The 24,907-nt window shown below is 62.3% G+C and carries 26 protein-coding genes, 1 tRNA gene and 1 pseudogene; 17 read left to right on the top strand and 11 right to left on the bottom strand.

Features of this window, described 5'->3' with window-relative positions; all coding sequences use genetic code 11:
- Positions 1-55: 55 nt before the first annotated feature.
- A complete protein-coding gene (locus NKH98_RS23085; RefSeq protein ID WP_352901959.1) occupies positions 56-739 on the top strand; it encodes a PadR family transcriptional regulator in 684 nt (227 codons plus the stop codon).
- Between the two features lie 113 nt (positions 740-852).
- Complete coding sequence (locus NKH98_RS23080; RefSeq protein WP_023678291.1) at positions 853-1,143, top strand: HlyU family transcriptional regulator; 291 nt, start codon at positions 853-855, stop codon at positions 1,141-1,143.
- A 5-nt stretch (positions 1,144-1,148) separates the two neighbouring features.
- Here NKH98_RS23080 and NKH98_RS23075 read toward each other — a convergent pair whose 3' ends face one another.
- Positions 1,149-1,346: a hypothetical protein gene (locus NKH98_RS23075; protein ID WP_502894302.1), complete on the bottom strand. Its 198-nt coding sequence runs from the start codon at positions 1,344-1,346 to the stop codon at positions 1,149-1,151.
- A gap of 193 nt (positions 1,347-1,539) precedes the next feature.
- On the bottom strand, positions 1,540-2,184 hold the full coding sequence (locus NKH98_RS23070) for an FMN-dependent NADH-azoreductase (RefSeq protein ID WP_352901956.1): 645 nt from the start codon (positions 2,182-2,184) through the stop codon (positions 1,540-1,542).
- Positions 2,185-2,294: 110 nt separating this feature from the next.
- On the opposite strand from NKH98_RS23070, the gene NKH98_RS23065 reads away from it, so the two are divergent.
- Positions 2,295-3,251 carry a LysR family transcriptional regulator gene (locus NKH98_RS23065; protein ID WP_352901953.1) on the top strand — a complete coding sequence of 319 codons (957 nt, stop codon included), beginning with the start codon at positions 2,295-2,297 and terminating at the stop codon, positions 3,249-3,251.
- Here NKH98_RS23065 and NKH98_RS23060 read toward each other — a convergent pair.
- Positions 3,184-3,810: a TetR/AcrR family transcriptional regulator gene (locus tag NKH98_RS23060; RefSeq protein WP_352901950.1), complete on the bottom strand. Its 627-nt coding sequence runs from the start codon at positions 3,808-3,810 to the stop codon at positions 3,184-3,186. The genes NKH98_RS23065 and NKH98_RS23060 overlap by 68 nt on opposite strands.
- Positions 3,811-3,877: 67 nt before the next feature.
- On the opposite strand from NKH98_RS23060, the gene NKH98_RS23055 reads away from it, so the two are divergent.
- Together NKH98_RS23055 and NKH98_RS23050 are read left to right on the top strand one after the other, a co-directional pair.
- Positions 3,878-4,300: a VOC family protein gene (locus tag NKH98_RS23055; RefSeq protein WP_352901947.1), complete on the top strand. Its 423-nt coding sequence runs from the start codon at positions 3,878-3,880 to the stop codon at positions 4,298-4,300.
- A gap of 118 nt (positions 4,301-4,418) precedes the next feature.
- Positions 4,419-5,330: an arginase family protein gene (locus tag NKH98_RS23050; RefSeq protein WP_352901945.1), complete on the top strand. Its 912-nt coding sequence runs from the start codon at positions 4,419-4,421 to the stop codon at positions 5,328-5,330.
- A gap of 118 nt (positions 5,331-5,448) precedes the next feature.
- On the opposite strand, the gene NKH98_RS23045 is transcribed toward NKH98_RS23050, so the two are convergent.
- Positions 5,449-6,396, bottom strand: coding sequence for a S1C family serine protease (locus tag NKH98_RS23045; protein WP_254820361.1), 948 nt, complete (start codon positions 6,394-6,396; stop codon positions 5,449-5,451).
- 169 nt (positions 6,397-6,565) lie between these two features.
- On the opposite strand from NKH98_RS23045, the gene NKH98_RS23040 reads away from it, so the two are divergent.
- The 3 genes from NKH98_RS23040 to NKH98_RS23030 all read left to right on the top strand — a co-directional run bounded on the left by NKH98_RS23040 (position 6,566) and on the right by NKH98_RS23030 (position 9,056).
- The gene (locus NKH98_RS23040) at positions 6,566-7,435 is read left to right on the top strand and encodes a S1C family serine protease (protein ID WP_352477775.1); all 870 of its coding nucleotides are present in this window, start codon (positions 6,566-6,568) and stop codon (positions 7,433-7,435) included.
- A 7-nt stretch (positions 7,436-7,442) separates the two neighbouring features.
- A complete protein-coding gene (locus NKH98_RS23035; RefSeq protein WP_254820363.1) occupies positions 7,443-8,075 on the top strand; it encodes a helix-turn-helix transcriptional regulator in 633 nt (210 codons plus the stop codon).
- Between the two features lie 114 nt (positions 8,076-8,189).
- Complete coding sequence (locus tag NKH98_RS23030) at positions 8,190-9,056, top strand: SDR family oxidoreductase (protein WP_352901943.1); 867 nt, start codon at positions 8,190-8,192, stop codon at positions 9,054-9,056.
- Between the two features lie 53 nt (positions 9,057-9,109).
- Here the strand turns inward: NKH98_RS23030 and NKH98_RS23025 are convergent, their stop codons facing one another.
- On the bottom strand, positions 9,110-9,625 hold the full coding sequence (locus NKH98_RS23025) for a TIGR00645 family protein (protein WP_254820365.1): 516 nt from the start codon (positions 9,623-9,625) through the stop codon (positions 9,110-9,112).
- A 237-nt stretch (positions 9,626-9,862) separates the two neighbouring features.
- On the bottom strand, positions 9,863-11,128 hold the full coding sequence (locus tag NKH98_RS23020) for an OmpA family protein (RefSeq protein ID WP_352477771.1): 1,266 nt from the start codon (positions 11,126-11,128) through the stop codon (positions 9,863-9,865).
- A 75-nt stretch (positions 11,129-11,203) separates the two neighbouring features.
- Between NKH98_RS23020 and NKH98_RS23015 the strand changes: the two genes are divergently transcribed.
- The 3 genes from NKH98_RS23015 (at position 11,204) to NKH98_RS23005 (ending at position 13,353) form a co-directional block, all read left to right on the top strand.
- Positions 11,204-12,025 carry a hypothetical protein gene (locus NKH98_RS23015; protein ID WP_352901941.1) on the top strand — a complete coding sequence of 274 codons (822 nt, stop codon included), beginning with the start codon at positions 11,204-11,206 and terminating at the stop codon, positions 12,023-12,025.
- Between the two features lie 273 nt (positions 12,026-12,298).
- A complete protein-coding gene (locus tag NKH98_RS23010) occupies positions 12,299-12,745 on the top strand; it encodes a YcgN family cysteine cluster protein (RefSeq protein WP_352478088.1) in 447 nt (148 codons plus the stop codon).
- Positions 12,746-12,990: 245 nt separating this feature from the next.
- A complete protein-coding gene (locus tag NKH98_RS23005) occupies positions 12,991-13,353 on the top strand; it encodes a hypothetical protein (protein ID WP_352477768.1) in 363 nt (120 codons plus the stop codon).
- Between the two features lie 129 nt (positions 13,354-13,482).
- Here the strand turns inward: NKH98_RS23005 and NKH98_RS23000 are convergent, their stop codons facing one another.
- Complete coding sequence (locus NKH98_RS23000; protein WP_352477767.1) at positions 13,483-14,193, bottom strand: SIMPL domain-containing protein; 711 nt, start codon at positions 14,191-14,193, stop codon at positions 13,483-13,485.
- Positions 14,194-14,372: 179 nt separating this feature from the next.
- On the opposite strand from NKH98_RS23000, the gene NKH98_RS22995 reads away from it, so the two are divergent.
- A tRNA-Ile gene (locus NKH98_RS22995) sits at positions 14,373-14,448 on the top strand.
- Between the two features lie 115 nt (positions 14,449-14,563).
- Here the strand turns inward: NKH98_RS22995 and NKH98_RS22990 are convergent.
- From NKH98_RS22990 to NKH98_RS22980, 3 genes are all read right to left on the bottom strand, one after another.
- Complete coding sequence (locus NKH98_RS22990; protein ID WP_352901938.1) at positions 14,564-15,754, bottom strand: tyrosine-type recombinase/integrase; 1,191 nt, start codon at positions 15,752-15,754, stop codon at positions 14,564-14,566.
- Entirely contained in the window at positions 15,754-16,005 is a 252-nt protein-coding gene (locus tag NKH98_RS22985; protein WP_352479103.1) for a helix-turn-helix domain-containing protein, read from the bottom strand. Before NKH98_RS22985 ends, NKH98_RS22990 begins: the two co-directional genes overlap by 1 nt.
- A gap of 65 nt (positions 16,006-16,070) precedes the next feature.
- Entirely contained in the window at positions 16,071-16,322 is a 252-nt protein-coding gene (locus tag NKH98_RS22980) for a hypothetical protein (protein ID WP_352479104.1), read from the bottom strand.
- A gap of 842 nt (positions 16,323-17,164) precedes the next feature.
- On the opposite strand from NKH98_RS22980, the gene NKH98_RS22975 reads away from it, so the two are divergent.
- From NKH98_RS22975 to NKH98_RS22955, 5 genes are all read left to right on the top strand, one after another.
- Positions 17,165-18,361 (top strand): DUF932 domain-containing protein, encoded by a 1,197-nt coding sequence (locus NKH98_RS22975; protein WP_352901934.1) that lies wholly within the window; start codon positions 17,165-17,167, stop codon positions 18,359-18,361.
- 145 nt (positions 18,362-18,506) lie between these two features.
- Positions 18,507-20,618 carry a ParB/RepB/Spo0J family partition protein gene (locus NKH98_RS22970; protein ID WP_352901931.1) on the top strand — a complete coding sequence of 704 codons (2,112 nt, stop codon included), beginning with the start codon at positions 18,507-18,509 and terminating at the stop codon, positions 20,616-20,618.
- Positions 20,619-20,689: 71 nt separating this feature from the next.
- Entirely contained in the window at positions 20,690-21,742 is a 1,053-nt protein-coding gene (locus NKH98_RS22965; protein ID WP_352901928.1) for a DUF7146 domain-containing protein, read from the top strand.
- Positions 21,743-22,089: 347 nt separating this feature from the next.
- Positions 22,090-23,019 (top strand): DUF2493 domain-containing protein, encoded by a 930-nt coding sequence (locus tag NKH98_RS22960; protein WP_352901925.1) that lies wholly within the window; start codon positions 22,090-22,092, stop codon positions 23,017-23,019.
- Between the two features lie 349 nt (positions 23,020-23,368).
- Positions 23,369-23,536 (top strand): hypothetical protein, encoded by a 168-nt coding sequence (locus NKH98_RS22955; protein ID WP_352901922.1) that lies wholly within the window; start codon positions 23,369-23,371, stop codon positions 23,534-23,536.
- Positions 23,537-23,718: 182 nt separating this feature from the next.
- Here NKH98_RS22955 and NKH98_RS22950 read toward each other — a convergent pair.
- Positions 23,719-24,087: pseudogene (locus NKH98_RS22950) on the bottom strand (Lrp/AsnC family transcriptional regulator); the annotation flags it as partial.
- Positions 24,088-24,907: the final 820 nt, after the last annotated feature.

Below are 24,907 nucleotides of genomic sequence, written 5' to 3'. Positions count from 1 at the left end.
TGATCGCATGCATCTAATTAAGATATATCGTAAGACATAACTCAAGGAAGATGCAATGCACAAAGATAGTCATTTCGGGCATCATCATTTTGGCGAACGCGCCGAGCGCATTTTCATGCATATGGCCGGCAAGTTCGGCGGACGCGGCGGCGGCTTCGGCCCGTTCGGACATGGCATGAGGGGCGGCGGACGCGGCGGGCCGGGCGACATGTTCCGCGCCGGGCGCATGCTGGCCGACGGCGATCTCAAGCTGATCACGCTGTCGCTGCTGGCCGAGGCGCCGCGTCACGGCTACGACATCATCAAGGCACTGGAGGAGCGCACCAGCGGCGTCTACAGCCCGAGCCCCGGCGTGGTCTATCCGACGCTGACCTTCCTGGAAGAGGCCGGCTACGCCGTTTCTGCGGCGGAAGGCAACAAGAAGGTGTTTTCAATCACCGAGGCAGGGCAGGCGCACCTCAATGAAAATCGCGAGATGATCGACCACGTGCTCGAACATCTCGAGCGCTTCGGCCGCAAGATGGCTAAGGCGCGCGACTGGTTCGGCTGGAATGATGACGGCGACGGTGGACGGCGCGGCCGCGGCCGCTCGGAAAAGCGCGACGAATTTCGCGCCGTGCGTCACCGGCTGCGCGCCGCGCTCGGCGAAATCGTCGATGCGCCTGAAGCAAAGCAGGCCGAGGCAATCAGCATATTGGAAGCTGCCGCAGAGGCCTTGGAAGCGTTGTCGCGCGACTGACCTCTGAGTGCCAAGCCAGCTGCGGCCCTTGCCCGCTCGGCCAAGGACCGGTACTGAAAATCATCCTGCACCGCGCTATGTGGTGCAGGATGATTGCCGTTGGAGGATACCCCATGTCTTTTCTGAAGCGTCTTTTCGGCGGAGGCAACGAAGCCGCCGAGCCAAAGACAGCGGCGCCGGCAAAGCAGATCGAGCACAAGGGATTTTTGATCAGTGCCACGCCCTACAAGGCGGAGGGCCAGTACCAGACCTGCGGCGTGGTTTCGAAGGAGATCGACGGCGTGATGAAGGAGCACAAATTCATCCGCGCCGACCGCTTTGCCGGGCTTGATGACGCTGTCGACATCTCGATCAAAAAGGGCATCCAACTGGTCGACGAGCAAGGCGAAAAGATCTTCGGGTAGATCGGCTACGACAGCCTTGGGTCGATTGGCCCGCTTTCCAACTCCAGCACGGCGAAGACACACTCGTGAACCCGGCGTAGCGGCTGCTTGGCGACAAATCGCGTTAGCGCTTCGTGGCCAAGCGCGAACTCTCTGAGCGCCAAGGCTGCGCTTGCCGGCCAGGCCGCGTTCTCGGAGGCGCACGAGATTGTTGGGCGCGTCATATTCGGGACCATAGATGATGCGCAAAATATTCCGGGCCGCGGACCTTCAGCGCCGGCTGGATGGGCCCCTTCTTGCCACGGCTGACGAATAACCAATGGCAGTTGTGTGGCCCACCACAATAGGTTGTCGCCAACGACAACAAGGGCAGGCGCCGGGCGCCTGCCCTTGTACAATTCAGACTATGCTGACGCTTTACGCCGCGGTGGCGACGCGCTCGGCATTTCCGGTCGCAGCCACAATGGCGTCGACCTTCGTCGAGGCCTTGGCCAGCGCTGCTGCCACCGCATCGGCGCCCATCCCGACTCCTTCGATGCGGATGACCTCGACATCGTTCATGCCGAGAAAGCCGAGTACGCTGCGCAGGTAGGGAATGGCGTGATCGAACTGCACGGCCGCACCTTCGGAATAGATGCCGCCCGAAGCCAGCACGATATAGACCTTCTTGCCGGTGACGAGGCCCTTGGGGCCGTTCTCGCCATAGGCAAAGCTCTTGCCGGAACGGGCAATGTGATCGACCCAGGACTTCAGCGTCGAGGAGATGTTGAAGTTGATGAAGCCGGTGGCGAGAATGACGGTGTCGGCCGCAAACAGCTCGTCCAGCACCGTGTCGGAAACGCCGACGACCTCAGCCTGGCGCTGGCTGCGCGCTTCGACCGGCATATATATGCCGGTCGAATAGTCGGGGTCGATATGCGGCAGCGGGTTGGCTACGAGGTCGCGGGCGACAAGCCTGGCCGAGGGATTGGCGGCAAGCAGCTTCTCGGCGAGTTCGGTGGCGATGCGGGTCGAGTGCGAGGCGGCGCCGCGTGGGCTGGATGTGACAAGAAGGATCGACATGATGGGTCTCCAGGGTTGGACTTAAAATCTCCCGGCAAATATGTGTGCGCAGACCCATTTGAAAAACTGGTATATTTTGTATATGATCCATCTAAATTGTGGATTGAACGATGCACCCGAACCCGACGCTTGACCAACTGCAGATACTGGTTGCGGTGGCCGAGACCGGCAGCTTCTCGGCCGCCGGGCGCAAATTGAATCGCGCGCAATCGGTGATCAGCTACGCTATCGCCAACCTCGAAGCGCAGCTCGGGCTGAAGCTGTTCGAGCGCGAGGGCACGCGTGAACCGCAACTGACCGATGTCGGCAAGGCGACGCTGGAAGATGCGCGACGCATGGTCGGCGTGCTGCAACGCATCCGCTCGCGTGTCGACGGATACCGGCAGGGATTGGAGGCGGAAGTTACGCTGTCGGTCGACGTGACACTACCGTCGCCGGTGCTGGTTCGGGTGCTAAAGGCATTCGAGGCGCAGTTCCCGGCAGTGACGCTGCGTCTGCATATCGGCTCGCTTGGCCTGATCCTCGATCATGTTGTCGGCGGACAGGCCGATCTCGGCATCGGGGGGCTTCTGGGTGAGACGGACGTAAATCTGCTTCGCATCGGCTTCATCTCCCTGGTGCCAGCTGCAGCGCCTGAACACCCGCTGGCGCTGCTGCCGAGACCAGTGGCGCTAGAGGATGTCCGCGAACACATCCAACTGGTCGTCTCGGACCAATCCGAGCGTACGCGCGGGCGTGACTATGGCGTCTTCGCCTACCGCACCTGGCGGCTGACGGATGTGCGCACCAAGCACGTGCTGATGCGCGAGGGGCTGGGCTGGGGCGGGCTACCGCGATGGCTGATTGCCGATGATCTGGCGAACGGCCGGCTCGTCGAACTCGATCTCGAGCCTTACAGCGAAGTCCGCTCGCCGCTCTATGCCATGCATCGCGCCGATCGCAGCCCGAAACCGGCGGCCGCCTGGCTGATCGACCAGTTCAAGCGCCAGCTCGGCTGTTTCAACGAGTTCGAGCCGGGTGAGATGCCTGTGAAGGAGCCGGAGACAGGCCGTCGATCAGCGCCATGAGAACGGCGCGATAGTCCTCGATCGAGGCTCCAGCTTCAATGGCGAGCGCTGCGCGGTCGAAGGCAGCGGCGAGCAAAGCGGTCAGTGCTTCCACAGGCAATCTCTTCATGGAGTGCGACCGCATCGTGGCAACAAGGCCGTCGCGCAGCGAACGGTTGCCATGGCGATTGTCGATCGCATCCATGGCGGCGCGGCCGAGCACGGCCGGGCCATCAAGCAGCAAGAGCCGCGTGCGGCCGGGGGCACGCATGGCAGCCAGATAGGCATCCGAGCCGGCAATCAGTGCATCGCGGGCAAATAGCGAAGGCGGCGACGCCCGTTCGATCTCTTCCGAGACGGCTTGCGCCTCCTGTTCGACCACAGCGGCAAACAGCGCCTGCTTGTCGGTAAAGTGATGATAGAGCGCGCCGCGCGTGACCCCGGCAGCGGCGACGATCTCGGGTGTGCTGGTCTCGGCATAGGATTTTTCGGTGAACAGTTTTCGCGCCGCGGCGATGAGCTCGGCGCGTGTCGCCTCGGTGCGATCGCGGTTGGAGCGGCGAGCGGATCCCTGTTGCATACATGCAGCCTGTATGTTTAGTTAAATTTAGATGCAGACTGTATGTTATTCGCCGGGAGAAGGAAAGATGAGGACGACGAGCTATTATCCGGTGCTGATGACGGGCGATGTTGCCGGCACTGCAGCCTTTTATATCGCGCATTTCGGCTTCAAGCCGCTGTTCGAGGCCGACTGGTACGTCCATCTGCGCTCAGCCGAAGATCGTCGCGTCAACCTCGGTATCGTCCAGGGCGATCATGAGACGATCCCGAAGGAGGGGCGGGGCCGCACCTCCGGCCTGCTGATCAATTTCGAGGTCAGGGATCCGGATGCCGTCTATGAGCGGATCACCGCCGCCGGGCTACCGATCCTGCGAGCGCTGTGCGACGAACCCTTCGGCCAGCGCCATTTCATCACCAGAGATCCCAACGGCGTGCTGATCGACGTCATCAGGCCGATCCCGCCGAGCCCGGAATTCCTAGCGCAATATGCCGATGGCGCGGCGGGCTGAGCGAGACAGCGCCCGCTGGCAGGAACTGTCCGCAGACGCGACGTGAGGGCTTTAGCCGCGTGGCTGGTCACGCCTTTGCGGTTTATGCTTAGGGGTTAATCAACCCTGGGCCTTCTCCATGCGTGAAATCTGCCTTGTCCGCGCACCCTCCAACCTTGGCCTCCGCCCGCTCCGGCCGGGGCATATTCCGGGGACCTGGCGCGCGCCGCAGGCGCTTACCGAAGCCGGCTTGGTCGAGATGCTTTCGCCCGCCAAGGTGGTTGATCTTGATCGGCCCGCCTATAGCACCGAGCCACAGCCGGGCACCCGGCTGCGCAACGGCAACGCCATACGCAGCTTCAATCTCGCACTCGCCGAAATCGTTGCCGGCGCGCTGGGACGAGGCGAGTTCCCGCTGGTCGTGGGCGGCGACTGCGCTGTCCTGCTTGGCGCGCTGGCCGCAGCACGGCGATCTGGTCCGGTTGCGCTGGTCCATGTCGATGGCCACAGCGATTTCCGCCATCCGGGCAATTACGACGTCAACGCCTCACTCGGCTCGGCCGCCGGCATGGACCTTGCGCTCGCAACCGGACGTGGTGAGCCGTTGCTGACCGAGTGGCCCGGCATCGCAAGACCGCTTGTCGCGGACGAACAGGTGATACAGATCGGCGAACGCGAGAACCGCAACGCCAACTTCGCCTGGCCGGACATCCATTCGACCGCGATGACGTTGATCGACGTCTTTGCCGTGCGCGAGCTTGGCGCGGCGAAGGTCCTGGACAAGACCTGGAGCACGTTGGCGCGAACCGGCTGGCCCCACTGGGTGCATTTTGACGTCGATGCGCTGGATCAGACAGTCATGCCGGCAGTGGATTCACCGGGCAGCCCCGGCATCGATCCTGACGATCTCGTCGACATTCTCACGGCGCTGGTGGCGGATCCGCGCTGCACCGGAATGGATATGACCATTTTCGATCCGGATCTCGATCCGACCGGCGAATTGGCCGCGCTGCTGGTGTCGCTGCTTGGCCGGATCTATGCGCCGCGATAGAGCCTGCCCATCCCGATAGGTTCGGGATGGGCTCATCTTGTTTGACCATGATGTTGTCCGAAAAACCGGTTCCCACTTTTGCTGCGCTGACCTTCGGTTCGGGATCAAGGTCGAGCACTCAGCTTCGCGCCACTGGCATCACCGTGACCTGAGTAATGCCGGAGCGGCGCACCACCGTGCACAGCGTCTCGTGGCCGATGCGCTCGGCGTCGAGCATGCGCACCAGATCGTCGACACCGGTGACCGGGCGGCCGTCGATGGCTGCAATGATGTCGCCTTCCCTGAGGCCGGCCTTGTCCGCCGGGCTGTTCTTTTCGACGGTGCGCAGGCGCACTGCCGTGCGGCTCGATACTTGCGACAAAAGAGCTGCGCGGCGCGGCAGGTTGGTGGTGTCGGCTGAAACGCCAATGAAGGCACGGCGCACGCGGCCGAAGCGGATGATTTCCGAGATGACGAAATTGGCCGTGTTGGAGGCAACCGCGAAGGCGATGCCTTGCGCACCATGGATCATCGCGGTGTTAACGCCGATCACCTCGCCGGCCGACGACACCAGTGGTCCGCCGGAATTGCCGGGATTGAGCGCGGCGTCGGTCTGGATGACGTCGTCGATCAGCCGGCCGGTGGAGGCACGCATCGAACGGCCGAGTGCCGAGACGACGCCAGTGGTGACGGTCCATTCGAAGCCGAGCGGGTTGCCGATGGCAATTGCAATCTGGCCGCGCCTCAAACGCTTGGAATCGCCAAGCGGCGCAACGTCGGCAAAGTCACCGTCGGCGCGCACCAGCGCAATGTCAGTGTCGGGATCGCGGCCGAGCACGCGGCCTTCCCTGGAGGCGCCGTCCGGCATAGATACGCGCACGCTGCGCGCATCGCCGACGACGTGGAAGTTGGTGACGACCAGCCCGTCCGGCGCGATGACGAAGCCGGAGCCATGGCCGCCCGGGCCACCGATGCGTTCGATGCGGCAGACGGCGGGCCCGATGCGGTCGACGGCATCGGCGACCGTCGCCGAATAAGCATCGAGAAGGGCATCGTCATATTGCAATTGCTGAGCAGGCAGGGCCACCTGAGAACTCCGTTTGGAACAAGATGAACAATGCCTATATGTGCGGAGCGGCCGGACCGGCCGCGACCTGACCAGATGGCCAGTCAAATGCTCAACTAGCCGTCAGGCGAGTATCCGCCAACACCCTGCCGGGCGATATCTGGGTCACGAAGAACCCAGGAGACAAATCATGAGCGATTTCAATCTGAGCACGTTATCCGACGCCATTGCCGACATCGCGGCAGCTGCGGCACCCGCGACGGCCAGCTTCGCGACGCACCACCGGACGTCAACTGCTTTCCACTGGCGGGACGGCTATTTCGTCACTGCCGAGGAGGCGGTCGAGGCCGGCGAGGAGATCGAGCTGACGTTTTCTTCGGGCCAAGCCGTCAAGGCCGAACTGGTCGGCCGCGACCCGTCCACCGGCACGGCCGTTTTGAAACCGGCCGGCGCGCCGAGCGCCCCGTCACTGGTAAAGGCGGAGGCGGTGCGGCCGGGCAATCTGGCAATCATCGCGGGCAATAGTGACGGTACGTCACTCGCCACCTTCGGCACGGTCGGCGAGGTCGGTCCGGCCTGGCGCTCGATGCGGGGCGGCACGATCGACCGGCGCATCAACCTTGCCGTCAATGCCGGCGGCCGTTTCGAGGGCGGCCCTGTGCTCGACGCCAAGGGCGGACTGATCGGCATGCTGCTGTTCGGGCCACGCCGGCGGGCACTGGTCATGCCTTACGAAACGATCGAACGGGCAGTCACGACGCTGCGCGAGAAGGGTCATGTGGCGCGCGGCTATCTTGGCGCCGGCCTGCATCCGGTCCGCAATGGTGATACGCAGGGCGCCATGGTGATGAGCCTGGACGATAACGGCCCGGCGAAAGCAGCCGGTCTCAGCCTCGGCGACATTATCGTGTCGTGGAACGCAGAGGCGGTGCATGGCCCGCGCGAGCTGATCCACAAGCTCGGGCCAGACAGTGCCGGTGCCTTGGTGACACTCGGCGTGGTGCGCGGCGGCGAGAATCGTGAGGTTTCCCTGACCATCGGTGAAAAGCCACTGAGCTGAGGGATAGATGGTAAGCGGTGAGGTCGCTGGCAGACGGCTGACGGTGCTGATCGCGCTCGCTGACGCCGAGCGCGCACGAAGTCTGTCCGCGGCTCTCGCCGCGACCGATGATCTGCGGCCGGTTCTGGCGGGCGACGTCGACGGGCGCGGGGCGGCGGATGTCGCCATCGTCGATGACCATGGAGTACAAGGCGGTCTCTTCGACGCGGCTATGCCTCGCGTGCTGCTATTATCGCGAGCGGCCCGTGAACGGCCGGCCGATACAGTGTTTGCCGTGCTGCCGGTGCAAGCGGACGAGCTGCTGATCGCCGCCGCCGCGCGGCTGGCGGCGGCGGGCTACCGGATTTCGCGCGACAGCCATGCTCTATCCGATCGGCACGATTTTACCTTCCATGACAGCGACCGGTTCGATGAGGAACCGACTGATGGGCACATCGCCCGGCCAACACTTTCGCCGCGCGAAAGCGAGGTGCTGGCGCTGCTGGCCGAGGGCGCGCCCAACAAGGTTATCGCGCGACGGCTGGACATCTCCGTGCACACGGCGAAGTTCCACGTCGCGGCTATCCTGACCAAGCTCGGTGCCGCCAACCGCACCGATGCGATCGCCATCGCCATGCGGCAGGGCTTAGTGCTGGTCTAGCTCGAATTGTCTCAAGGCCTACGCAGCGTAACCCGCATGCGGTGGCTTGGGCCTTGCGCGGCGGTTCTCAGCCGCGCAAGGATCGTGTCTTTCATGTTGCAAGGAGACGCAACGATGTCGCTCAAGGGAAAGACACTATTTATCTCCGGCGGGTCGCGCGGCATCGGGCTGGCGATTGCGTTGCGCGCGGCGCGCGACGGCGCCAACGTGACGATCGCGGCCAAGACCGCCGAGCCGCATCCGAAGCTGCCGGGGACGATCTACACGGCGGCGCGAGAGATCGAGCGGGCCGGCGGCAAGGGGCTGCCAGCGCTGTGCGACATCCGTGATGAAGCGCAGGTCGCCGAAGCCGTCGCCAAAACCGTGGAGAGGTTCGGCGGCATCGATATTTGTATCAACAACGCCAGCGCCATCCAACTCACCGGCACGCTGGAGACCGACATGAAACGTTACGACCTGATGCACCAGATCAATACGCGCGGCACTTTTCTCGTCTCCAAAATGTGCATTCCATACTTAAGGTTGGCGGAAAATCCTCACATTTTGAACCTGGCACCGCCGCTCGACATGAAGGCCAAATGGTTCAAGAACCATGTCGCCTATACGATGGCGAAGTTCGGCATGTCGATGTGCACGCTGGGCATGAGCGCCGAGTTCGCCAGGGACGGCATCGCGGTCAATTCGCTATGGCCGATCTCTACCATCGACACGGCGGCGGTGCGCAACCTGCTGGGCGGAGCGACGGTGGCAGCGATGAGCCGTTCGCCCGACATCATGGCCGATGCGGCATACGCCATCCTGGTCAGGCCGTCGCGTGAGGCGACCGGCAATTTCTACATCGACGAAGAAGTGCTGCACGCCGAGGGCGTCAGCGATTTCTCGGCCTATGCGCCGGGCGCGACAGGCCCGCTCGCCGGCGACTTTTTTGTGCCGGACGAGGTGTTCGGCCGGACTGATACCAAAATCAAAGCTATCTACTGACGGAAGCATCTACCTACAGAAGTATCCCTCAAAAGACCGGCACAGACGCGTGCTCACTCCCCGGCTTTCTTGGCTTTGCCCAGGCCCATCAGCCGGTCGATATAAGCAAGCATGAATGCCGAGGCGACGAAGGCCAGATGAATGATGGTCAGCCACATCAGCTGGTCGGTCGTGTAGGAGACCGAGTTCAGGAACACCTGCAAGAGGTGGATCGAGGAGATCGCTACGATTGTCGAGGCGACCTTGACCTTCAGCGAGCCGACATCGATCGTGCCCAGCCAATGCACCTTGCCGTCATTTTCATCGAAGCGGCTGACGAAGTTTTCGTAGCCCGAGATGATCACCATCACCACCAGTGAGGCGACCAGCGCGGCATCGATGAGGCCGAGCATTTTCAGGATGGTGTCGGTGTCATCGAGCGTGAAGGCGACGGGAACGAACTCGAACAGCTTCTTGCCGAAGGACACGGCATAGATGGCAAGTGCCGCGCCCAGTCCGAGATAGAAGGCGACCAGCAGCCAGCGCGAGGCGAGAATGATCGATTCGATGGCAAGTTCGATGCGCTTCATGTGACGGTTCCGGGCTTCTTTGCGGAGCGCCGTATTTCGGGCAGGCTGCGGCGGTTTGCAAGGTCCTAAAAAAACGAAACCCCGCCGGGAGGGGACCGGCGGGGCTCGCGTGTCCCGCTGGAGTCGGGACAGGGCAGGGAACGCCCTGTCCAGAATTTGGGATTGGTAGCCGCGCGTTTCAAGATTGATGACCGCGCGACTCAATGGTTGATCAAATCGCGCGGTTCACATTGCGGTTTATTGGGCGCTGGCCACCGGCGCCACTAGGGGGGTAATCCGGCGGATGGCGACGCGCCGGTTCTCGCGATTGGGTCCCGACGTGTTTACCTTGAGATACTCCTCGCCATAACCCTGCGTCGTCAGGTTCTCCGGCGGGATGCCAAAGGCGTTGGTCAAGGCTTCGGCGACCGCCTCGGCGCGGCGGTCGGACAGAGCGAGGTTCGCTTCCGGCGTGCCGACTGCATCGGTATGGCCTTCGATCAGGAAGGTCTCGGCCGGGTTTTTCTTCAGCAGCTTCTCCATGGCGTTGGCAACACCCTCCAGCTTCTGGACCTCGGTGTCGGAAATCGAAGCCGAACCGAACTCGAAGTTGAGCGTATCGAGGTCGATCCGGCGGGCGATGTCACGCACGCGGGCCGAGCGCTTGACCTCGTCGACCGAATAGAGGCGCTGGACCCTCTCCACCGGCGGCCGTTCGAGGAAGGTGTAATAGTCGTCCGGATCCTCGACCTCTTCGGAATCCAGAATGTACTCCTCTTGCGGAATGGCAAGGCGCATCGGCGGCAGGTCGTCGCCCGGGTCGCGCCAGTCTGCATCATCGTCATAGTAGCGCTCGTCGACATAGCTCAGCACATATTCGCGCCCGTCAGGCGCGATGCGTGAACGCTGGATGACGTCGCCGTAGCGGTTGCGGATAGTGACGATCCGGACACCATTGTCACGCTCGACGATTTCCCGGGTGCGATCGCCCGACAGGTCCTCATAATAGACATTCCTGGCGCCGCGGTGCATGCGCGGGGCATCGCTGCTTTCCACGAAGGTCTGGTTGTTGAACTGCAGGATGACGCGGTCGCCGAATTCCCTGACGACGTTGGCGCCCTGCGGGCGCGGACGGCGGCGAACATCCTCGATGTCGGGCGCACGCTCGACGCGCTTGCCTTTTTCCTCGGTCACCGGAACGATCTTTTCAGGCTTGATCTCCTGCTGGGCTGCCTTGTCGTCGGTAGGTGGCGGTCCCTCCTCGATCGGAGCAGGCTTCGGGGCTTCCACCTGGTTCTCGCCCTGCTGGGCTGGCTGGTTGCCCTGCTGCTTACCGGCATTTTGGCCGCGCTCCTTGCCGGCCTTGCGCTTGCGCAAGACATCCTTCTGGCTGTCCAGTATGGGCGCCTCGTTCGGGTTGGCGGCGGCTTCGCCCTGAGCAGGGAGCCCACCCTCGGCGGGTGCTGCCTGTTCGCCCGTCGTCGTGGGCTGCTCACCGGTTGCGGGCTGCTGTTCGCCGGTCACCGGCTCTTCCACAACGGGCTTCTTGCCACGCTTTTTCGCCTGGTTCTCGGGCTGTTCGCCTTGAGCAGGAGCCGCTTGCTTCTCGGTTGGAAGTGGCTCGGCCTGTGGGAGAGGCTCACCGGCGGGGCGTTCCTTCTTGCGCGGCGCCTGTTCGGCCGGTGCCGCCTCGATCTGCTGGTCTTGCTTGTTCTTCCTCTTGCGCGGATTGACTTGCTCGTTGTTGTCGTTCGCGGGTGCAGCCTGCTCGGCCGGCTGTTCGGCAGGCGCGGCCTCCTGCTGTTGCTGGTCGCGCTTCTTTCCCCGCGGCTTGAGCTGCTGCTGATCGTCGTTCGCGGGCGCAACCTGCCTGGCGGGTTGTTCAGCAGGTGCAGCTTCCTGCTGCTGGTCGCGCTTCTTCCTGCGCGGTTTGAGTTGCTGCTGATCGTCGTTCGCAGGCGCGGCCTGCTGGTCAGCCGGAGCGGCTTCGATCTGCTGCTGGTCGCGCTTCTTCCTGCGCGGTTTGAGTTGCTGCTGATCGTCGTTCGCAGGTGCGGCCTGCTGGTCAGCCGGAGCGGCTTCGATCTGCTGCTGCCTCTTCTTCCTTCGTTGATTTCCTTGCTGCTCTTCGCCGGAAGGCGCGAGCTGTTCGGCAGGCGCGGATTCACTGTGTTTTTGCTGCTCGCGCTTGTTCCTGCGCGGCTTCTGCTCGGGCTCGCCCGATTGTTCGGCGGGCGCCGCTTCGGATTGTTTTTGCCGGTCGCGCCTCTTGCCGGGCTTCTGTTCCGGCTCCGACTTTCCGCCTTGAGCGCAAGCTTCGGCCGATTCGCCCTCGGCACAATTCGACTGCGCCGGGATAAACATTGCGCTGTTCCGGGCGGGGCCGAATGCAGCATTGCCTTGCAGCGGGAACGCGCCTAACGGCGCGGACGCCATCAACAGGCCAAGCGCCGTGCCTGCCAGAATCCGTGGTTGGCGTTTCATCATAAACACTCCTTGTGGCGTCCCATCCGTGCCCAAACTTTCAGCAATCATGTTTGGTTCCTGTTTGTAGGTCTTAGCGGTGGTACAGGGCGATTGACCGGCGTTTTGAAGGCGACTTCGTGTCATTCGTATGTTCCTGGCGTATCGTTCGGACGAGGCGCAAGGGTTGCCGTGCTTGACCTTGAGGCGTCCGAGGGCCACATGCCGACAATGGACAAGCCGTTCTGGAAGACCAAGACGCTCGAGGCGATGACCCCGGCCGAGTGGGAATCACTCTGCGACGGCTGCGGCAAATGCTGCCTGTCCAAACTCGAAGACGAGGACACCGGAGAAATCTACTGGACCAGCGTCGGCTGCCGGCTGTTCGACGCTGGAAGCTGCCGCTGTTCCGACTATGCCAACCGGCTGGCGCGTGTTCCGGATTGTGTCGGGCTGACGCCGCAGAATGTGCGCACCATCAGCTGGCTGCCCAAGACTTGCGCTTACCGGCTGGTCGCCGAGGGCCGCGATCTCTATTGGTGGCACAGGCTGGTGTCTGGAAGCGACGAGACCGTGCACGAGGCGGGCATCTCGATGCGCGGCCGAGTCAGCGCCAGCGAGACCGACCTTGCCGAGCCGGACGACTATTTCGACCATATTCTCGCAAAGGAGCCATAGGATTTTATCGCAAAATCGAGAATCCGGAACCGACGGCAAAATGGACGTTGTCCATCCACCATGCTATCCACCCTATGTAGCACCGCCGTCTATAGCACCGCCTTCAGAAGCGAGAGACTATTCCGGTTCTGCCTCATGAACTGGAGATGAACGGCCGGTTCGCAAAAAATTCAGACAGACGGGTGCATTCTCCTCCCATCGGTTCGACGAAAACGAGTTGAAACCCTCAACAAGGAGAGAAGACAATGTTCAATACCATCAAGACGGTTGCTCTTTCGGCTCTTGTCGGCCTTGGCACGCTTGCTGCCATCCCCGCTCATGCAGACAGCATCTATCTCGGCTTCGGCAACAACCAGGATCCGCGCGTCGGCGTCTATACCGGCGACGAAGATGATGGTTATTACTATCGCGAACACCGCCGTCATGGCGGCTGGCGCCGGTCCTGTTCGCCGGAGCGTGCCATCGACAAGGCCGAACGCATGGGCCTGCACCGCGCCCGCATCATCGACATCAACCGCCGCACGGTCAAGGTCGCCGGCCGCCAGTATGGCGACCGTGTCGTGATCGTATTCGCCAACGAGCGCGGCTGTCCGATTATCTATCGCTAAGGTCTTCGGGCCTGCGGCCGGTTGACTTGCAGCCGGTAGCGTAGCGGAGCCCTTTCCGCCAGGACGGAAAGCGCGGCTCAAAAACCCCGGAGGATCGATCCTCCGGGGTTTTCACGCTGCAAGCGATGATCATTTCAATTCGAAAGTCACCGTCACCTGTGCGGTATAGGAATTCTCGCCGGCTTGCACCGGGACCGACGCGCCAGCGGCATCGAATGCCTTGGCGTTGATCGGCATCGGCGGTGGTGCGAAATTCTGGTCGGTGATTTCCAGGACCCGGCCGATGCCGGCGCCGGCTGCTTCGGCCAGCGTCTTGGCCTTGGCCATGGCATTGGCGACCGCCTTCTTGCGTGCCTCGGTGACGGCTGCCGCCGGATCGTCGTTGGAGAAGGAGATGCCGCCGCCCTGGTTGACGCCGAGCGACACCGCCTTGTCGAGAATGTCGCCGGTCTTGTCGATGTCGCGGATGCGCACCGACAGCGTGTTGGTCACCTGATAGGCGACAAGCTCGGCCTCCTGGCTGCCGTCGGGCTTGTTGGTGTAGTTATAGCGCGGGTTGATCTGGATGCCCGCGGTCTGCAGGTCGCGCTCCTTGATGCCGGATGATTTCATTGCAGCGATCACCGCGGCCATGGCGTCGTTATTGGCATCGAGCGCTGCACGTGCCGTCTTGGCTTCGCGCATGACGCTGAGCGTCAGCAGAGCCAGATCGGGTGCTATCGCCGCCTCGCCTTCACCGGTGACGACGATACGCGGCGGCGGTGGTGAATCGGCGGCGGCCGCGATCGCCGGAAATGCGACTGCGGCGGCGATCGCCAGGGGCAAAATACGTCTGGTCATAAAATCTCCTCGATCTGGGATCCCAAGGCCGCCGAGTAGGCCGGTCCAATGGGCGACGTGCAATAGGTTATCAATATGGGCTGATTTGGGCGATCTCTGCCAGCCCCTTGGAACGCCTGCTCGGAAAGCCGTTGGAAAGCCTTGTGCGGTTCAGGGAAAAACACTAATCCAGCGCCGTGGGGCCTGTAGCTCAATGGTTAGAGCCGGCGGCTCATAACCGCTTGGTTGGGGGTTCGAGTCCCTCCGGGCCCACCATAACTATTGATTTTATTGGCAAAAATATGCTTCGGCCCAAAACGTTTTGGGCCCATTATGGGCCCAGAGAAAGGGCGGCTGATATGCCGCCCCGCGCATGGTCGGTTGGTCTCACTTACTTGACGACGCGCAGAGCCGCTCGCTGCTTCATCGCATCGCGTTTGGCCTCACGCTCGTTGATGGCTCGGACCATGTCGACAGCCATTCGCTTCTTGTTGGCCTCTCGGACATATCCATCCGTCACCGTCATTGAAGAATGCCCCATCGCCTCCATGATGGCGCGCGCTTGGATGTTGCATTCGGCGAGATAGGTGCCGAAGGTGCGGCGTAGCCCGTGCAGGGTGTAACCCTCCGGAATGCCGGCCTGTTTGTTCCAATGTGCCATCATGCCGGTGAGGCTCTTTTCCGCGAACGCACGTCCATAGGCATTCTTTAGTACCGTTCCGCCTTTCGAACGATCGAGTGGCGCCAATGCTTGAGCCAGCTTGTCAACGATGGGAATGAACATCTCGCGTCCGCCGTGACGGTTGCGATTCTTCTTCTGCCGGAAATCGAACGCCTCGATCACCTCTAGAGAGCCATCGAACAATTCGATCTCTTCTGAGACCAAGTCGTCCCATTCCAAAGAAGCGATGTCGCCGCGTCGGTTGCCCAGCCAGAAGGCGAGCGCGTAACAAGTGCGCGGCGCGGAGCCGATCGGATGGCGCGCTTCGAACTTTTCACGAATGGGCACCGGCCACGCGGGATTGGCGGTCGACTTAGGAATGCGGACGCGGATCGACAGCGAGGGATCGTCCTGCGGTTTGATCCATTTCTCAATCTCGATCGCCACCCACAGGAGCTTCTTGATTGCGACCAGCAGATGCTTGGCAACCGTCCGGTTGGCGGCAAAAACGGCTTCGACAATCGCACGCAGATGGTCGGCATCAAGATGCTCTACTGGCGTATCGCGCCAAGTCAGCGGATAGGCAGGATCGACCTGCATCTTTAGAAAGCGTTCAATAAGCCGAGCATTCTTCTGCTGCGTCGCTTCGTCAAAGTCCAGCCACTCCATCGTCGCTTCAAGTCGCCGCGCAGCATGACCGAATGTCTTTGGCAACGCCCGACCAGGCAGGTCTATAATAATTGCCTTCAGGCCCTGTCCTTGTGTCGCCCTTTCATAGGCGGCTTCGAATTCCGGTCCGCCGGGTTGACCGGGGAGACGAATTTCGGGCATGCCCTTTGCCCGGTAGCGATAAACCAACTTCCCTCTTTTGAGGCGCGAAGAGACCCCAGGGTAGCGGGCGTCCTTGAAAGGCCTAGCCATCAAACGCTCCTTTCGGGCTTCTGCCTCCGGCGCTCGACGCGCGGAGAGTCCTCCAGCATCGCCTGTAGCGAAAGGGTTTTGCTTTCCATGGCAACGCGCAGGAGCACAGGGTAAGGGAATCCTCTGCCTTGCTCTATGCCTTCAAACGTGCGCTTCGGTATTCCAAGAACCTTGGCGGCGGCTTCCGCAGTAATCCCGCCTTTGACCCGCCAGGCTTTCAGTTCTTGCGCAAGTTTCTCGTTCTCGTCCACATCATGCCTTCCGCACAAGTCACAGCCATACTACGTCTACAGCGTATACGCAACTGGCGTAGCTATCATCTTTTTCCTCCATCCCGTTTGCTTCGTTCCAACAGCTCTTGGAGACCGCTGTCCTTCTCCGGCAACGAGGTGAAAGCGATATCGAGGGCTACACGGTCCCAGATGGTGCGGCTATTGATATGCTTAGGTCTCGGCATGCGCCCGTCAGCAACCATCTCCTCGAAGAGCGTCGATCCAACGCCGACATAACGTGCCGCTTCATCACGAGAGAGACCTCGCGGGGGATACGAGATTGCATCACTCTTCACGGGCGTTGCCCCGGGACTGTCCGGGCACGCGTCGGACGGTTGCGATAGGTGGAAGTCCTTTGAAATGGCACCGTGATGCTGCCCGAACAAACTAACTTCATGCAGATGTCCCTGAACGGCGAGCGTGTGTTGCCACACTAGGGAACATTGCGTTGGGCGGAAGCCCTCTCAACAGGTCGTACGGCAAAAGGAAGCTGTGGAGTGCAAATCGGATGAATGCCAGGCTAGAATTGTGGTGCGCAATGCCTTGCCCGCAGGAAACAGATCATTGTCGCCGATCGGCGGCTAGCTATCGACACTTGGAACCCAGAGCGACCGCCGTTCGGCTCCCATCCTGGGCACAACATGCGGACCACCGCCGGCGGGGACATTCGGTCCCGCGTCCCGTCCCTGCGGCCGGCGCTATGCTGACGCTCCTACGGCTGTCCCGTTAACCGTCAGCGGTGGGGGCGAATTTCCTCCATCCTACGCGCGACACTCGTCCGTTGTTGCAGACGCGCACAGGACTGCGGTTTATACGCCGTTTCCCTCGGCGCCGACCGTCGTCGGCGTGAATATCGCGGGTGCAGCGATAGTCTTTTACTGGCTTCCGCCATCGGTGCGGTTGGCACGGGTTCAGGCAAGCGGGGTCATGATGCGAATGTCCTCCGCGTGCTGCAAATCCAGTTCGGTTTGATGGTTGGGAATGTCGAGGTCAGCGATTGCATCATCCGGCAGTATTCGGCCCAAGCGAAATATTCTTTGTAGGCAGCGCCCAGTTAGAGTGAGAGGGCTGCGGTCTTGGCCGTGACGGGTTGAAGATCGAGAGAGAGGCTCTCGGCGATCCGTCATGGAGATCAGCCATGAGCAAAGTTGAAGTTCTGGACGCAGTGCGCGGCGGAAGCGGCGGCTACAAAGTCGATGTCGGTCGGGGACAGAGGATTGGCCGGGTGTCGTCGGAATGGTTTTCCCGCCCAGACGACGAGCGGTATCTTTCCTTGTCAGATCTGTTCGCGTCCGTGCAGACTCCCAGTCAACATAGCAGGACACGGACGGTCGACAGCGCAGCGGTTCGCGTCGAAGCCAGCCGCGACGACGCCGAGCGCCTGTCGCTCGTTCTGCCTGGTGCGACCGACCCACTCGCGCCGACCCACTGGAGCTTTGGACAAATCGCCGGCCTGATCGGTGCACCGTCGACCTACCTTCGCCAACTTCCGGCCTCGTTGGCAGGGATCAACCTTCAGTATGGCTTGGCTTCACGCCGCGCTGAGCAGATCAAGACGCTTGAGACAGACAATGGACGCATGGAACTGCGCGCCGTCACCGGTCCAGACTACGGCCGGATCTACGACCATGAGTTGGTCGCCGCTGTTCAATGCATTGCCGGCAACGGCACCGGCGACACCCGATGGAAAGTGCCCGGCGTGTTGGACTGGTCGACCGGCATCTACAATCCGAGTGTCGATGTGACCAAGCACACAACCACTCTTTACGCTAGCGACCGTGACGTCTTCCTGTTCCTCGTCGATGACCTCAATCCGATCGAGGCGGGCCGGCTACCAGACGGCTCGCCTGACCTCTACTTCCGCGGCTTCTATTGCTGGAACTCCGAGGTTGGTGCCAAGACGCTTGGAATGGCATCCTTCTATCTCCGGGCTGTCTGTCAGAATCGCAACCTGTGGGGCGTCGAGGATTTCGAGGAGATCACAATCCGCCACTCGAAATATGCGGCCTCCCGTTTTGCCCATGAGGCGGCACCGGCGCTGAGACGGTTCGCCGACTCAAGCCCGGCGCCTTTCGTCAACGGCATCAGGGCAGCGCGAGAGCGGATCGTCGCCCGTTCCGATGACGAGCGTGCCGATTTCCTGCGCAAGCGCGGTTTCAGCAAGGCTGAGAGCACGAAGATCATTGAGACTGTGATTGGAGAGGAGGGCCGAAAGCCAGAGAGCGTTTTCGACTTTGTCCAAGGTATCACCGCAGTGGCGCGCGACAAAACACATCAGGACGCGCGGCTCGATCTCGAGGCCAAGGCAAAGAAGCTGCTCGGCCGCGTGGGCTGAGAGCGATTCACGCCTTCCGGTTCCGCACCTCTCCTGCCGTCCGATTCTACGGCTCGCCTCTCAGAGTGAGAGGTGGGCCGTAGCTTCATGACGGGTTGGAGGTCGAGAGAGAGGCTTTCGGCCGCCCGTCGCGGAGTGCTTCTCAATGGCTACGGCTGCGAAGAAAATCACCCTGTCGTCGGCGCGCGACATCCCCTTCAATCAACTCGTCATCTCCCAGGCGAACGTTCGGCGGATCAAGGCCGGCGTATCAATCGAAGACCTGGCGGAGGACATCGCCCGGCGAACGCTCCTACAGAGCATCACCGTCAGGCCTGTGCGCGATGCGGACGGCAACGAGACCGGCATGTTCGAAATCCCGGCCGGCGGGCGCCGCTATCGCGCTCTCGAACTCCTTGTCAAGCAGAGGCGCCTTGCCAAGAATGCGCCGGTGCCCTGCGTTGTTCGCGAAGGGGGCTTGGCCGAGGAAGATTCGCTCGCCGAAAATATCCAGCGCGCTCCACTGCATCCGCTGGATCAGTTCCGCGCCTTCCTAGCGTTTCGCGAGAAGGGCATGTCGGAAGAGGAAATCGCCGCCAACCAGTTCGTTTCGGTGGCCGTCGTGAAACAGCGGCTTCGCCTTGCATCAGTCTCGCCAAAACTCCTCGATGTCTATGCTGATGACGGCATGACCCTCGACCAACTCATGGCGTTCACCGTTAATGGCGATCACGAACGGCAGGAGCAGGTCTTCGAATGTCTTACCCAGAGTTACAACAAGGAACCGCACGTCATCCGCCGCATGCTGACAGAAGCCGCAGTGCGTGCTGCTGACAAGCGTGCGCAATATGTCGGGCTCGACGCCTATACCGAAGCCGGGGGCGTCGTCATGCGTGACCTCTTCCAAGGCGACGAGGGCGGTTGGCTGCAGGATGTCGGGCTCTTGGAAGCGCTGGTTGCCGAGAAGCTCCGGCTGCAGGCTGAGGCAATTTCGGCTGAGGGTTGGAAGTGGATCGATGTCGCTCCTGACTTTCCCTACGGCCACACCTACGGTCTGCGCCGCCTCCGTGGCGAGCAGCCCGCTCTCACCGAGCCGGAGCAGGCCGCCCGCGATGCGCTCCAAGCCGAGTTGGACGCGCTGGAGGAGACTTACGCCGATGCCGATGATCTTCCCGAAGAGGTCGACGAACGGCTCGGCGAGATCGAAACCGCAATCGCTGCGCTTGACGAAAGGCCTGAGGTCTTCAATCCAGAGGAAATCGGGCGCGCCGGTGCCTTCGTCAGCATCGATGCATCGGGCAACCTCAAGGTCGAGCGCGGGTATGTTCGGCCCGAAGACGAACGTCCGGTCGAAACGGAAGCCGATGGCGAAACCGACGCCGTCGCAGCGCGACCGGAGCTCGAAGTCGATGGTTCGAGCGCTGCTATCGAGACCGTGATGGAGCAAGAGGAGGACGACGGCTTAAAGCCAATCCCGGACCGCTTGATGACCGAGCTGACTGCCCATCGCACGCTTGCCCTGCGCCACGCGCTCGGCGAGCAGCCTGATGTCGCATTCGTCGCCGCGCTCCATGCCCTCACGCTACGCGCATTCTATCGCTACGGCTCCGATACGTGCCTGGAACTGGATCTGAAGATCGTCAGTTTCGGCACGCAAGCGCCGGGCTTGAACGATAGTAGCATGGCGTCGGCAGTCGACGCCCGCCACCAGTCCTGGGTTGCGGTGCTTCCAAGAGAGCCTGGCGAATTGTGGGATGCTTTGCTGGCATTCGACAGCGACAGCCGTCAGGCCTTGTTTGCACATTGTGTGTCGCTGTCGGTCAACGCGATGTACGAGGCTTACAATCGTCGGCCGCGTGCGTTGGCGCATGCCGACCAGCTCGCGCAGGCCGTCGATCTCGATATGGTTGCGGCCGGGTGGGTTCCAACCGTCGACACCTATCTTGGCCGCGTCACCAAGGCTCGTATTCTCGCGTCTGTTCGCGAAGCGAGGGGCACGCGTGCCGGCGATCGAATCGAGCATCTGAAGAAGGGCGACATGGCCGAGAAGGCGCAGGAATTGCTCGCGGCTTCAGGATGGTTACCGGAGCCACTGCGCACGCCCGGTCGCCCAGTCGTGGCTCTCACTGAACCCTCCTCGACCGTGATCGGCAGTTCGATCGACCAGCATGTGGAGGAAATGGCGGAGTGCGGCGGCGAAAAGGCTATGGCGGAAACCGAACCACAGATCGAAGATGAAGCCGCCGAGATCGATACGCAAGCGGTCGCGGCCGAATAGCCAAAGGAGCAACACGTAGACCCGAGGGCCCGTCGGCAACGGCGGGCCCGTTTTTCGTTTGGGAGTCCGCAATGCACCATGCCGCTGATCTTGCGCGACGGCTGGCCGCACAGGCCGAGGCCGTATGCCGCCGCTATCTTTCGAACGGTCACCGCGCGGGTCGTTACTGGCTTGTCGGCGATGTGCGCAACGCGCCCGGTCGCTCCATGTTCGTGCGTTTGCAAGGTAACGAATCCGGCAGAGGCGCGGCCGGCAAATGGACCGACGCCGCCACCGGCGAACATGGCGACCTCCTCGACGTCATTTCCGAATCCCTTGGCGTGGCGGGCTTCAAGGACGTTGCCGATGAGGCGCGCCGCTTCTTGTCGATGCCCAAGCCAATGCACAATGCAAAAGAACCAGTCCGAGCGGCGTCCGCTTCGGCAGGCTCCACGGAAGCGGCGCGGCGGCTGGTCTCAATGTCACAGCCGATTCCACGCACGCTTGTGGAGACATATTTGCGTGCACGCGGAATAACGGCCTTGCACGAAACTGAAAGTCTCCGCTTTCATCCGCGCTGTTACTACCGTCCCGACGATGAGGGGCCAACCGAGCTTTGGCCCGCGATGATCGCGACGGTGACCGACCTCAATGGCAAGCTCACCGGCGCACACCGCACATGGCTCGATCCGGGCGGTTTTAGCGAGGCCCGCCTAGGCCGGGCTCCGATCGACACGCCGCGGCGAGCCATGGGCGAACTGCTTGGGCACGCGGTCCGCTTTGGTGTCGAAAGTGACGTGATGGCGGCCGGTGAAGGCATCGAGACCATGTTGTCGCAACGTTCAGCGCTGCCCTCCTTGCCGGCGATCTCAGCCCTGTCGGCAGCGCATCTGGCGGCCATCGTCTTTCCTGCCACGCTGCGGCGGCTCTATATCGTTCGCGACAATGATCCGGCCGGGGATGGAGCAATGGCGGCGCTCGTCGAACGCGCCAACGCGGCCGGGATTGAGGCCAGGGTGCTGACACCGCAACTCGGCGACTTCAACGAGGATCTGCGCCTGCTCGGTCTTGATGCTCTGAGGGCGACTTTGCGGGTTCAGATGCCACCCCAGGATGTGGCACGTTTCATGTCGCCCGCAGCCTGACTGAGAAAGAGAACGGGGCTCAGCGTTGTTGCGGACTCTTGACATGCCTATGCGGGACCGAGCTGGAGAGGACGAGCCCTGCGGCCTTCCAAAGGGCGATCGGGCACCGGCCGGCCCTGACCGGCAATGGCTGCGCCCGGCTATTTTCCGGCGGCCTTTGCACCCCGCGGCACCCCGCGGGCACCCGGTATCAGGCCTTTCCAGCGCGAAACAAAATAGCCGGGCTCGCCATCCTCCACTCCGTTACGGCCCTGCGCTGGCGCTGCGGGTGCAAGTCCGGACCGCCCGCCGCCTTCGTCGCCATGAAGGCCGCGATAGGCGCGACCGGTCCACCTGAGAAAGCCGCCATGGGCAGCCAGCACGATACCGACTTTGAACCGCAACTCCCATTCTCTCCAAGCGATCACGTCCTGCAGGAACTCCAGCTCTACGGCTACCGGCCGTTCGAGGACGAACCCGATCCGCGTCCGCTTCCCGAAGGCTGTGTCATCGCAGCCAGCATGGCCGACATTTTCGACGCCCTCGTGGTTGCGCTGTCCGATACGCGCCTCGAACCGGACCTCGAGGAACTGCTCTGGGGGACGGTCAATCTCTTCCATCGCGCCGTTGCCCGGATCGAACGCGACCTCGACGCCAACGAGCTCGCCCAGCAAAGGCTGCAGCGCGAACAGGACGGTTCAGAGGTCAAGTCCACAGAGCTCGAGCGCCTCATCGCGCTGGGCCAGACGCTTATAGAACGACGCAACGCGTTCGAACTGATGCGCGACCAGGCCGCCGAACATTTCGAGCGTCACACGCATTCCACCTGGCGACCGCGTTCGGGCTCCGTCGTCAACCACCGCAATCTCACAGCGGCCATGATCGACAGTCGCGATTTCCTTGCCGCCAAGAGGCACGCCAATACCCATGCGCTTCTGCCTCCCGGGCCGAAGGTCGCCGTCACCGGCGGGCTCGACTTCAATGACCATCGCCTGATCTGGGCCAAGCTTGACCAGGTCCATGGTAAGCATCCGGATATGGTCCTGCTCCACGGCGGATCGCCCAAGGGGGCCGAGTTGATCGCGGCCAGATGGGCTCACAATCGCAAGGTGCCACAGATCGCCTTCAAGCCTGACTGGACCAGGCATGCCAAGGCCGCTCCGTTCAAGCGCAACGATGCAATGCTCGACACTTTGCCGATCGGCGTCATTCATTTCCCTGGCACGGGCATTCAGGACAACCTCGCCGACAAGGCACGCAAGCTCGGCATCCCGGTCCTGAAATTCGGCGCCGCATGAGATGGACGGCCGAGGCCAACGCCAGCGCCATACTCGTTACTGGTGTGTTCGTTCCGGACGGCGGTCGGGCCGTGCCGCTGCCGGCACGATGGCGACGACTGCGGGCCAGCACGGCTCGAACTTCCGGTCTTACCGGCTTCTGAAATTGAAAGCACGAACCGATCCTCGCGTTCATCAGCGCAATTCCTTGGTCCGGTCCGAGGACCTGATGCCATCAACCCGTAAAGGGTCGGACTACGCAAAGCGTGCCGCCGCTTCGGCTTCGCCTCTCCGGTGATTGTGGCCCTCGGCCGGACACGGCGCCTGTCACGCGGGGATCGATCCCCGCCTCCAAACAGGAGCCGAAAAGATGTCCCTCGCAGAAGCAAACGCCTTGGCCTTCAGCCTCGCCACCAGCCTGATGGTCAGCATCGTCATCTTCCGCGCAGGGGACGGCACACTCTCCGTAGCGCCAATCGACGACTACGACGGAGACATCTCGGAGATCGTCGGCGAAATCGACCCCTATGCTGAATGAACCCGCCTGGTACGCCCCGACAAGCGAGGCGACGTCGAACTCAGACGTGCCTCGACGAATTGCTCCGCACCTCCATGTCACTGACCAAATCTGGCGGGGCTGCTACAGGCCGAGCGACCGGCAAGATGAACAACCCGGCCGCCTATGAAGAACGCGCCAAATTCAGCGCCTTCCCGCAACAGCTAGGTCAGTCGTGCCCGCGTCGTGCGCTGCGTGGCCAGGAGCAGGCGCGTTTCGCTGCCCGTTATGCCGGCTGGCAGCCGGATGCGGCGCAGCACGGCATCGAAATCGGTCAGCGAGGCCGTGCCGAGTTCAACCACCAGATCTCATCGATAACTGGTGGTATGGATGGTCGAGACTTCCGGAAGCCGCCCAGTGCCAGGACCACGCGGGCGGCGGCATGGCCCTCAATCTCAATGAGCATGATACCGCGCATGCGCTGATCGACCTGCGTCGGCGCGCAGCACCACCGTGTAGCCGATGATGTCGCCGGACCGTTCCAGCCGCTCCATACGCGCCCTGACCGTGGCGTGCGAGAGGCCGAGATCGGCGAGAGCAGACTCGCTGCCGCGAGCGCCCTGAGAACCGCGGGGCTTGCTGAGACGCTGTCAGGTCTTGGCCACGCTGTTGAGGATATGTCGTCCAGGCAATTCCGGTAAGGCGCATCGTGCATGAAAACCTGGCGCTGAAGGCGCTGCTCGAGATATCCGCCTGGACATTCGTCATTGCCGAGGCCGCCTGCGCGGCGAGTGCGGACGCCATGCCGATTTCCTCGGCGGGGATCATTCGATCTCGGCCGGACCGTGTCGGGCCTCGCCCGCCACACCGCCGAACCGGGCGTGCGCGACCTCTTAGCCGATCCCGACGAGCCACGCGACCTGTTCGGCATGCTGCTGAGGGCGGCCATGCAACCCGCGGCGTGAGGCAAACTCCTGGAAGCAGTGTCCTGTAGGCAAGCTCCAGCCGTTTCGCCCGGTTGGAGTTGCTCCAGCTTAATCGGGGTGCGCTGCCTCATCGCAGCGTTCAGTCGGTCAACAACTTGCCCGCGCCGGCCCGACCCATGTCCGCCACCTCGATCCCATCCGAGGACAGGATGGCATCGAGGGCTAGGAGCGCGGCTTGTCACAGGGAAATGCGATCAGCAGTGCTGGCAGCATAGGCCTTTGGCACTGATCGAGCGTCACGTCGTTCTCCTCCAAGAAGTCGGATCCCGGGAGCCATATCTCCTTACCCGCCTGTTGTCACAATCACACCGATAGCGGTCTCTTCGATTGGTGTTTCTGGTCGAAAGACGGCTTCGCCTCGATCGCCTGTGACGCAACGGCACGTCGCGACTTTCTTCCCCTGCCGGCTTCGCCGTCATTCCTCGCG

It is taken from the genome of Mesorhizobium sp. M0833 (genome assembly GCF_040319905.1).
GTDB lineage: Bacteria > Pseudomonadota > Alphaproteobacteria > Rhizobiales > Rhizobiaceae > Mesorhizobium.
Note: the sequence above shows the minus strand (reverse complement) of the source record. Positions and strands in the feature narration are given on the sequence as shown.

Bases quoted from the DNA above. Each gene is read 5' to 3' on its own strand.
- NKH98_RS23050 (WP_352901945.1), top strand. From the start codon at position 4,419: ATGCGTGAAATCTGCCTTGTCCGCGCACCCTCCAACCTTGGCCTCCGC.
- NKH98_RS22960 (WP_352901925.1), top strand. From the start codon at position 22,090: ATGGGCAGCCAGCACGATACCGACTTTGAACCGCAACTCCCATTCTCT.
- NKH98_RS23035 (WP_254820363.1), top strand. From the start codon at position 7,443: ATGGTAAGCGGTGAGGTCGCTGGCAGACGGCTGACGGTGCTGATCGCG.
- NKH98_RS22975 (WP_352901934.1), top strand. From the start codon at position 17,165: ATGAGCAAAGTTGAAGTTCTGGACGCAGTGCGCGGCGGAAGCGGCGGC.
- NKH98_RS23025 (WP_254820365.1), bottom strand. From the start codon at position 9,625: ATGAAGCGCATCGAACTTGCCATCGAATCGATCATTCTCGCCTCGCGC.
- NKH98_RS22970 (WP_352901931.1), top strand. From the start codon at position 18,507: ATGGCTACGGCTGCGAAGAAAATCACCCTGTCGTCGGCGCGCGACATC.
- NKH98_RS23080 (WP_023678291.1), top strand. From the start codon at position 853: ATGTCTTTTCTGAAGCGTCTTTTCGGCGGAGGCAACGAAGCCGCCGAG.
- NKH98_RS22955 (WP_352901922.1), top strand. From the start codon at position 23,369: ATGTCCCTCGCAGAAGCAAACGCCTTGGCCTTCAGCCTCGCCACCAGC.
- NKH98_RS22965 (WP_352901928.1), top strand. From the start codon at position 20,690: ATGCACCATGCCGCTGATCTTGCGCGACGGCTGGCCGCACAGGCCGAG.
- NKH98_RS23075 (WP_502894302.1), bottom strand. From the start codon at position 1,346: ATGACGCGCCCAACAATCTCGTGCGCCTCCGAGAACGCGGCCTGGCCG.
- NKH98_RS23010 (WP_352478088.1), top strand. From the start codon at position 12,299: ATGGACAAGCCGTTCTGGAAGACCAAGACGCTCGAGGCGATGACCCCG.
- NKH98_RS23070 (WP_352901956.1), bottom strand. From the start codon at position 2,184: ATGTCGATCCTTCTTGTCACATCCAGCCCACGCGGCGCCGCCTCGCAC.
- NKH98_RS23065 (WP_352901953.1), top strand. From the start codon at position 2,295: ATGCACCCGAACCCGACGCTTGACCAACTGCAGATACTGGTTGCGGTG.
- NKH98_RS23030 (WP_352901943.1), top strand. From the start codon at position 8,190: ATGTCGCTCAAGGGAAAGACACTATTTATCTCCGGCGGGTCGCGCGGC.
- NKH98_RS23005 (WP_352477768.1), top strand. From the start codon at position 12,991: ATGTTCAATACCATCAAGACGGTTGCTCTTTCGGCTCTTGTCGGCCTT.
- NKH98_RS23000 (WP_352477767.1), bottom strand. From the start codon at position 14,193: ATGACCAGACGTATTTTGCCCCTGGCGATCGCCGCCGCAGTCGCATTT.
- NKH98_RS22990 (WP_352901938.1), bottom strand. From the start codon at position 15,754: ATGGCTAGGCCTTTCAAGGACGCCCGCTACCCTGGGGTCTCTTCGCGC.
- NKH98_RS23085 (WP_352901959.1), top strand. From the start codon at position 56: ATGCACAAAGATAGTCATTTCGGGCATCATCATTTTGGCGAACGCGCC.
- NKH98_RS23040 (WP_352477775.1), top strand. From the start codon at position 6,566: ATGAGCGATTTCAATCTGAGCACGTTATCCGACGCCATTGCCGACATC.
- NKH98_RS23060 (WP_352901950.1), bottom strand. From the start codon at position 3,810: ATGCAACAGGGATCCGCTCGCCGCTCCAACCGCGATCGCACCGAGGCG.
- NKH98_RS23055 (WP_352901947.1), top strand. From the start codon at position 3,878: ATGAGGACGACGAGCTATTATCCGGTGCTGATGACGGGCGATGTTGCC.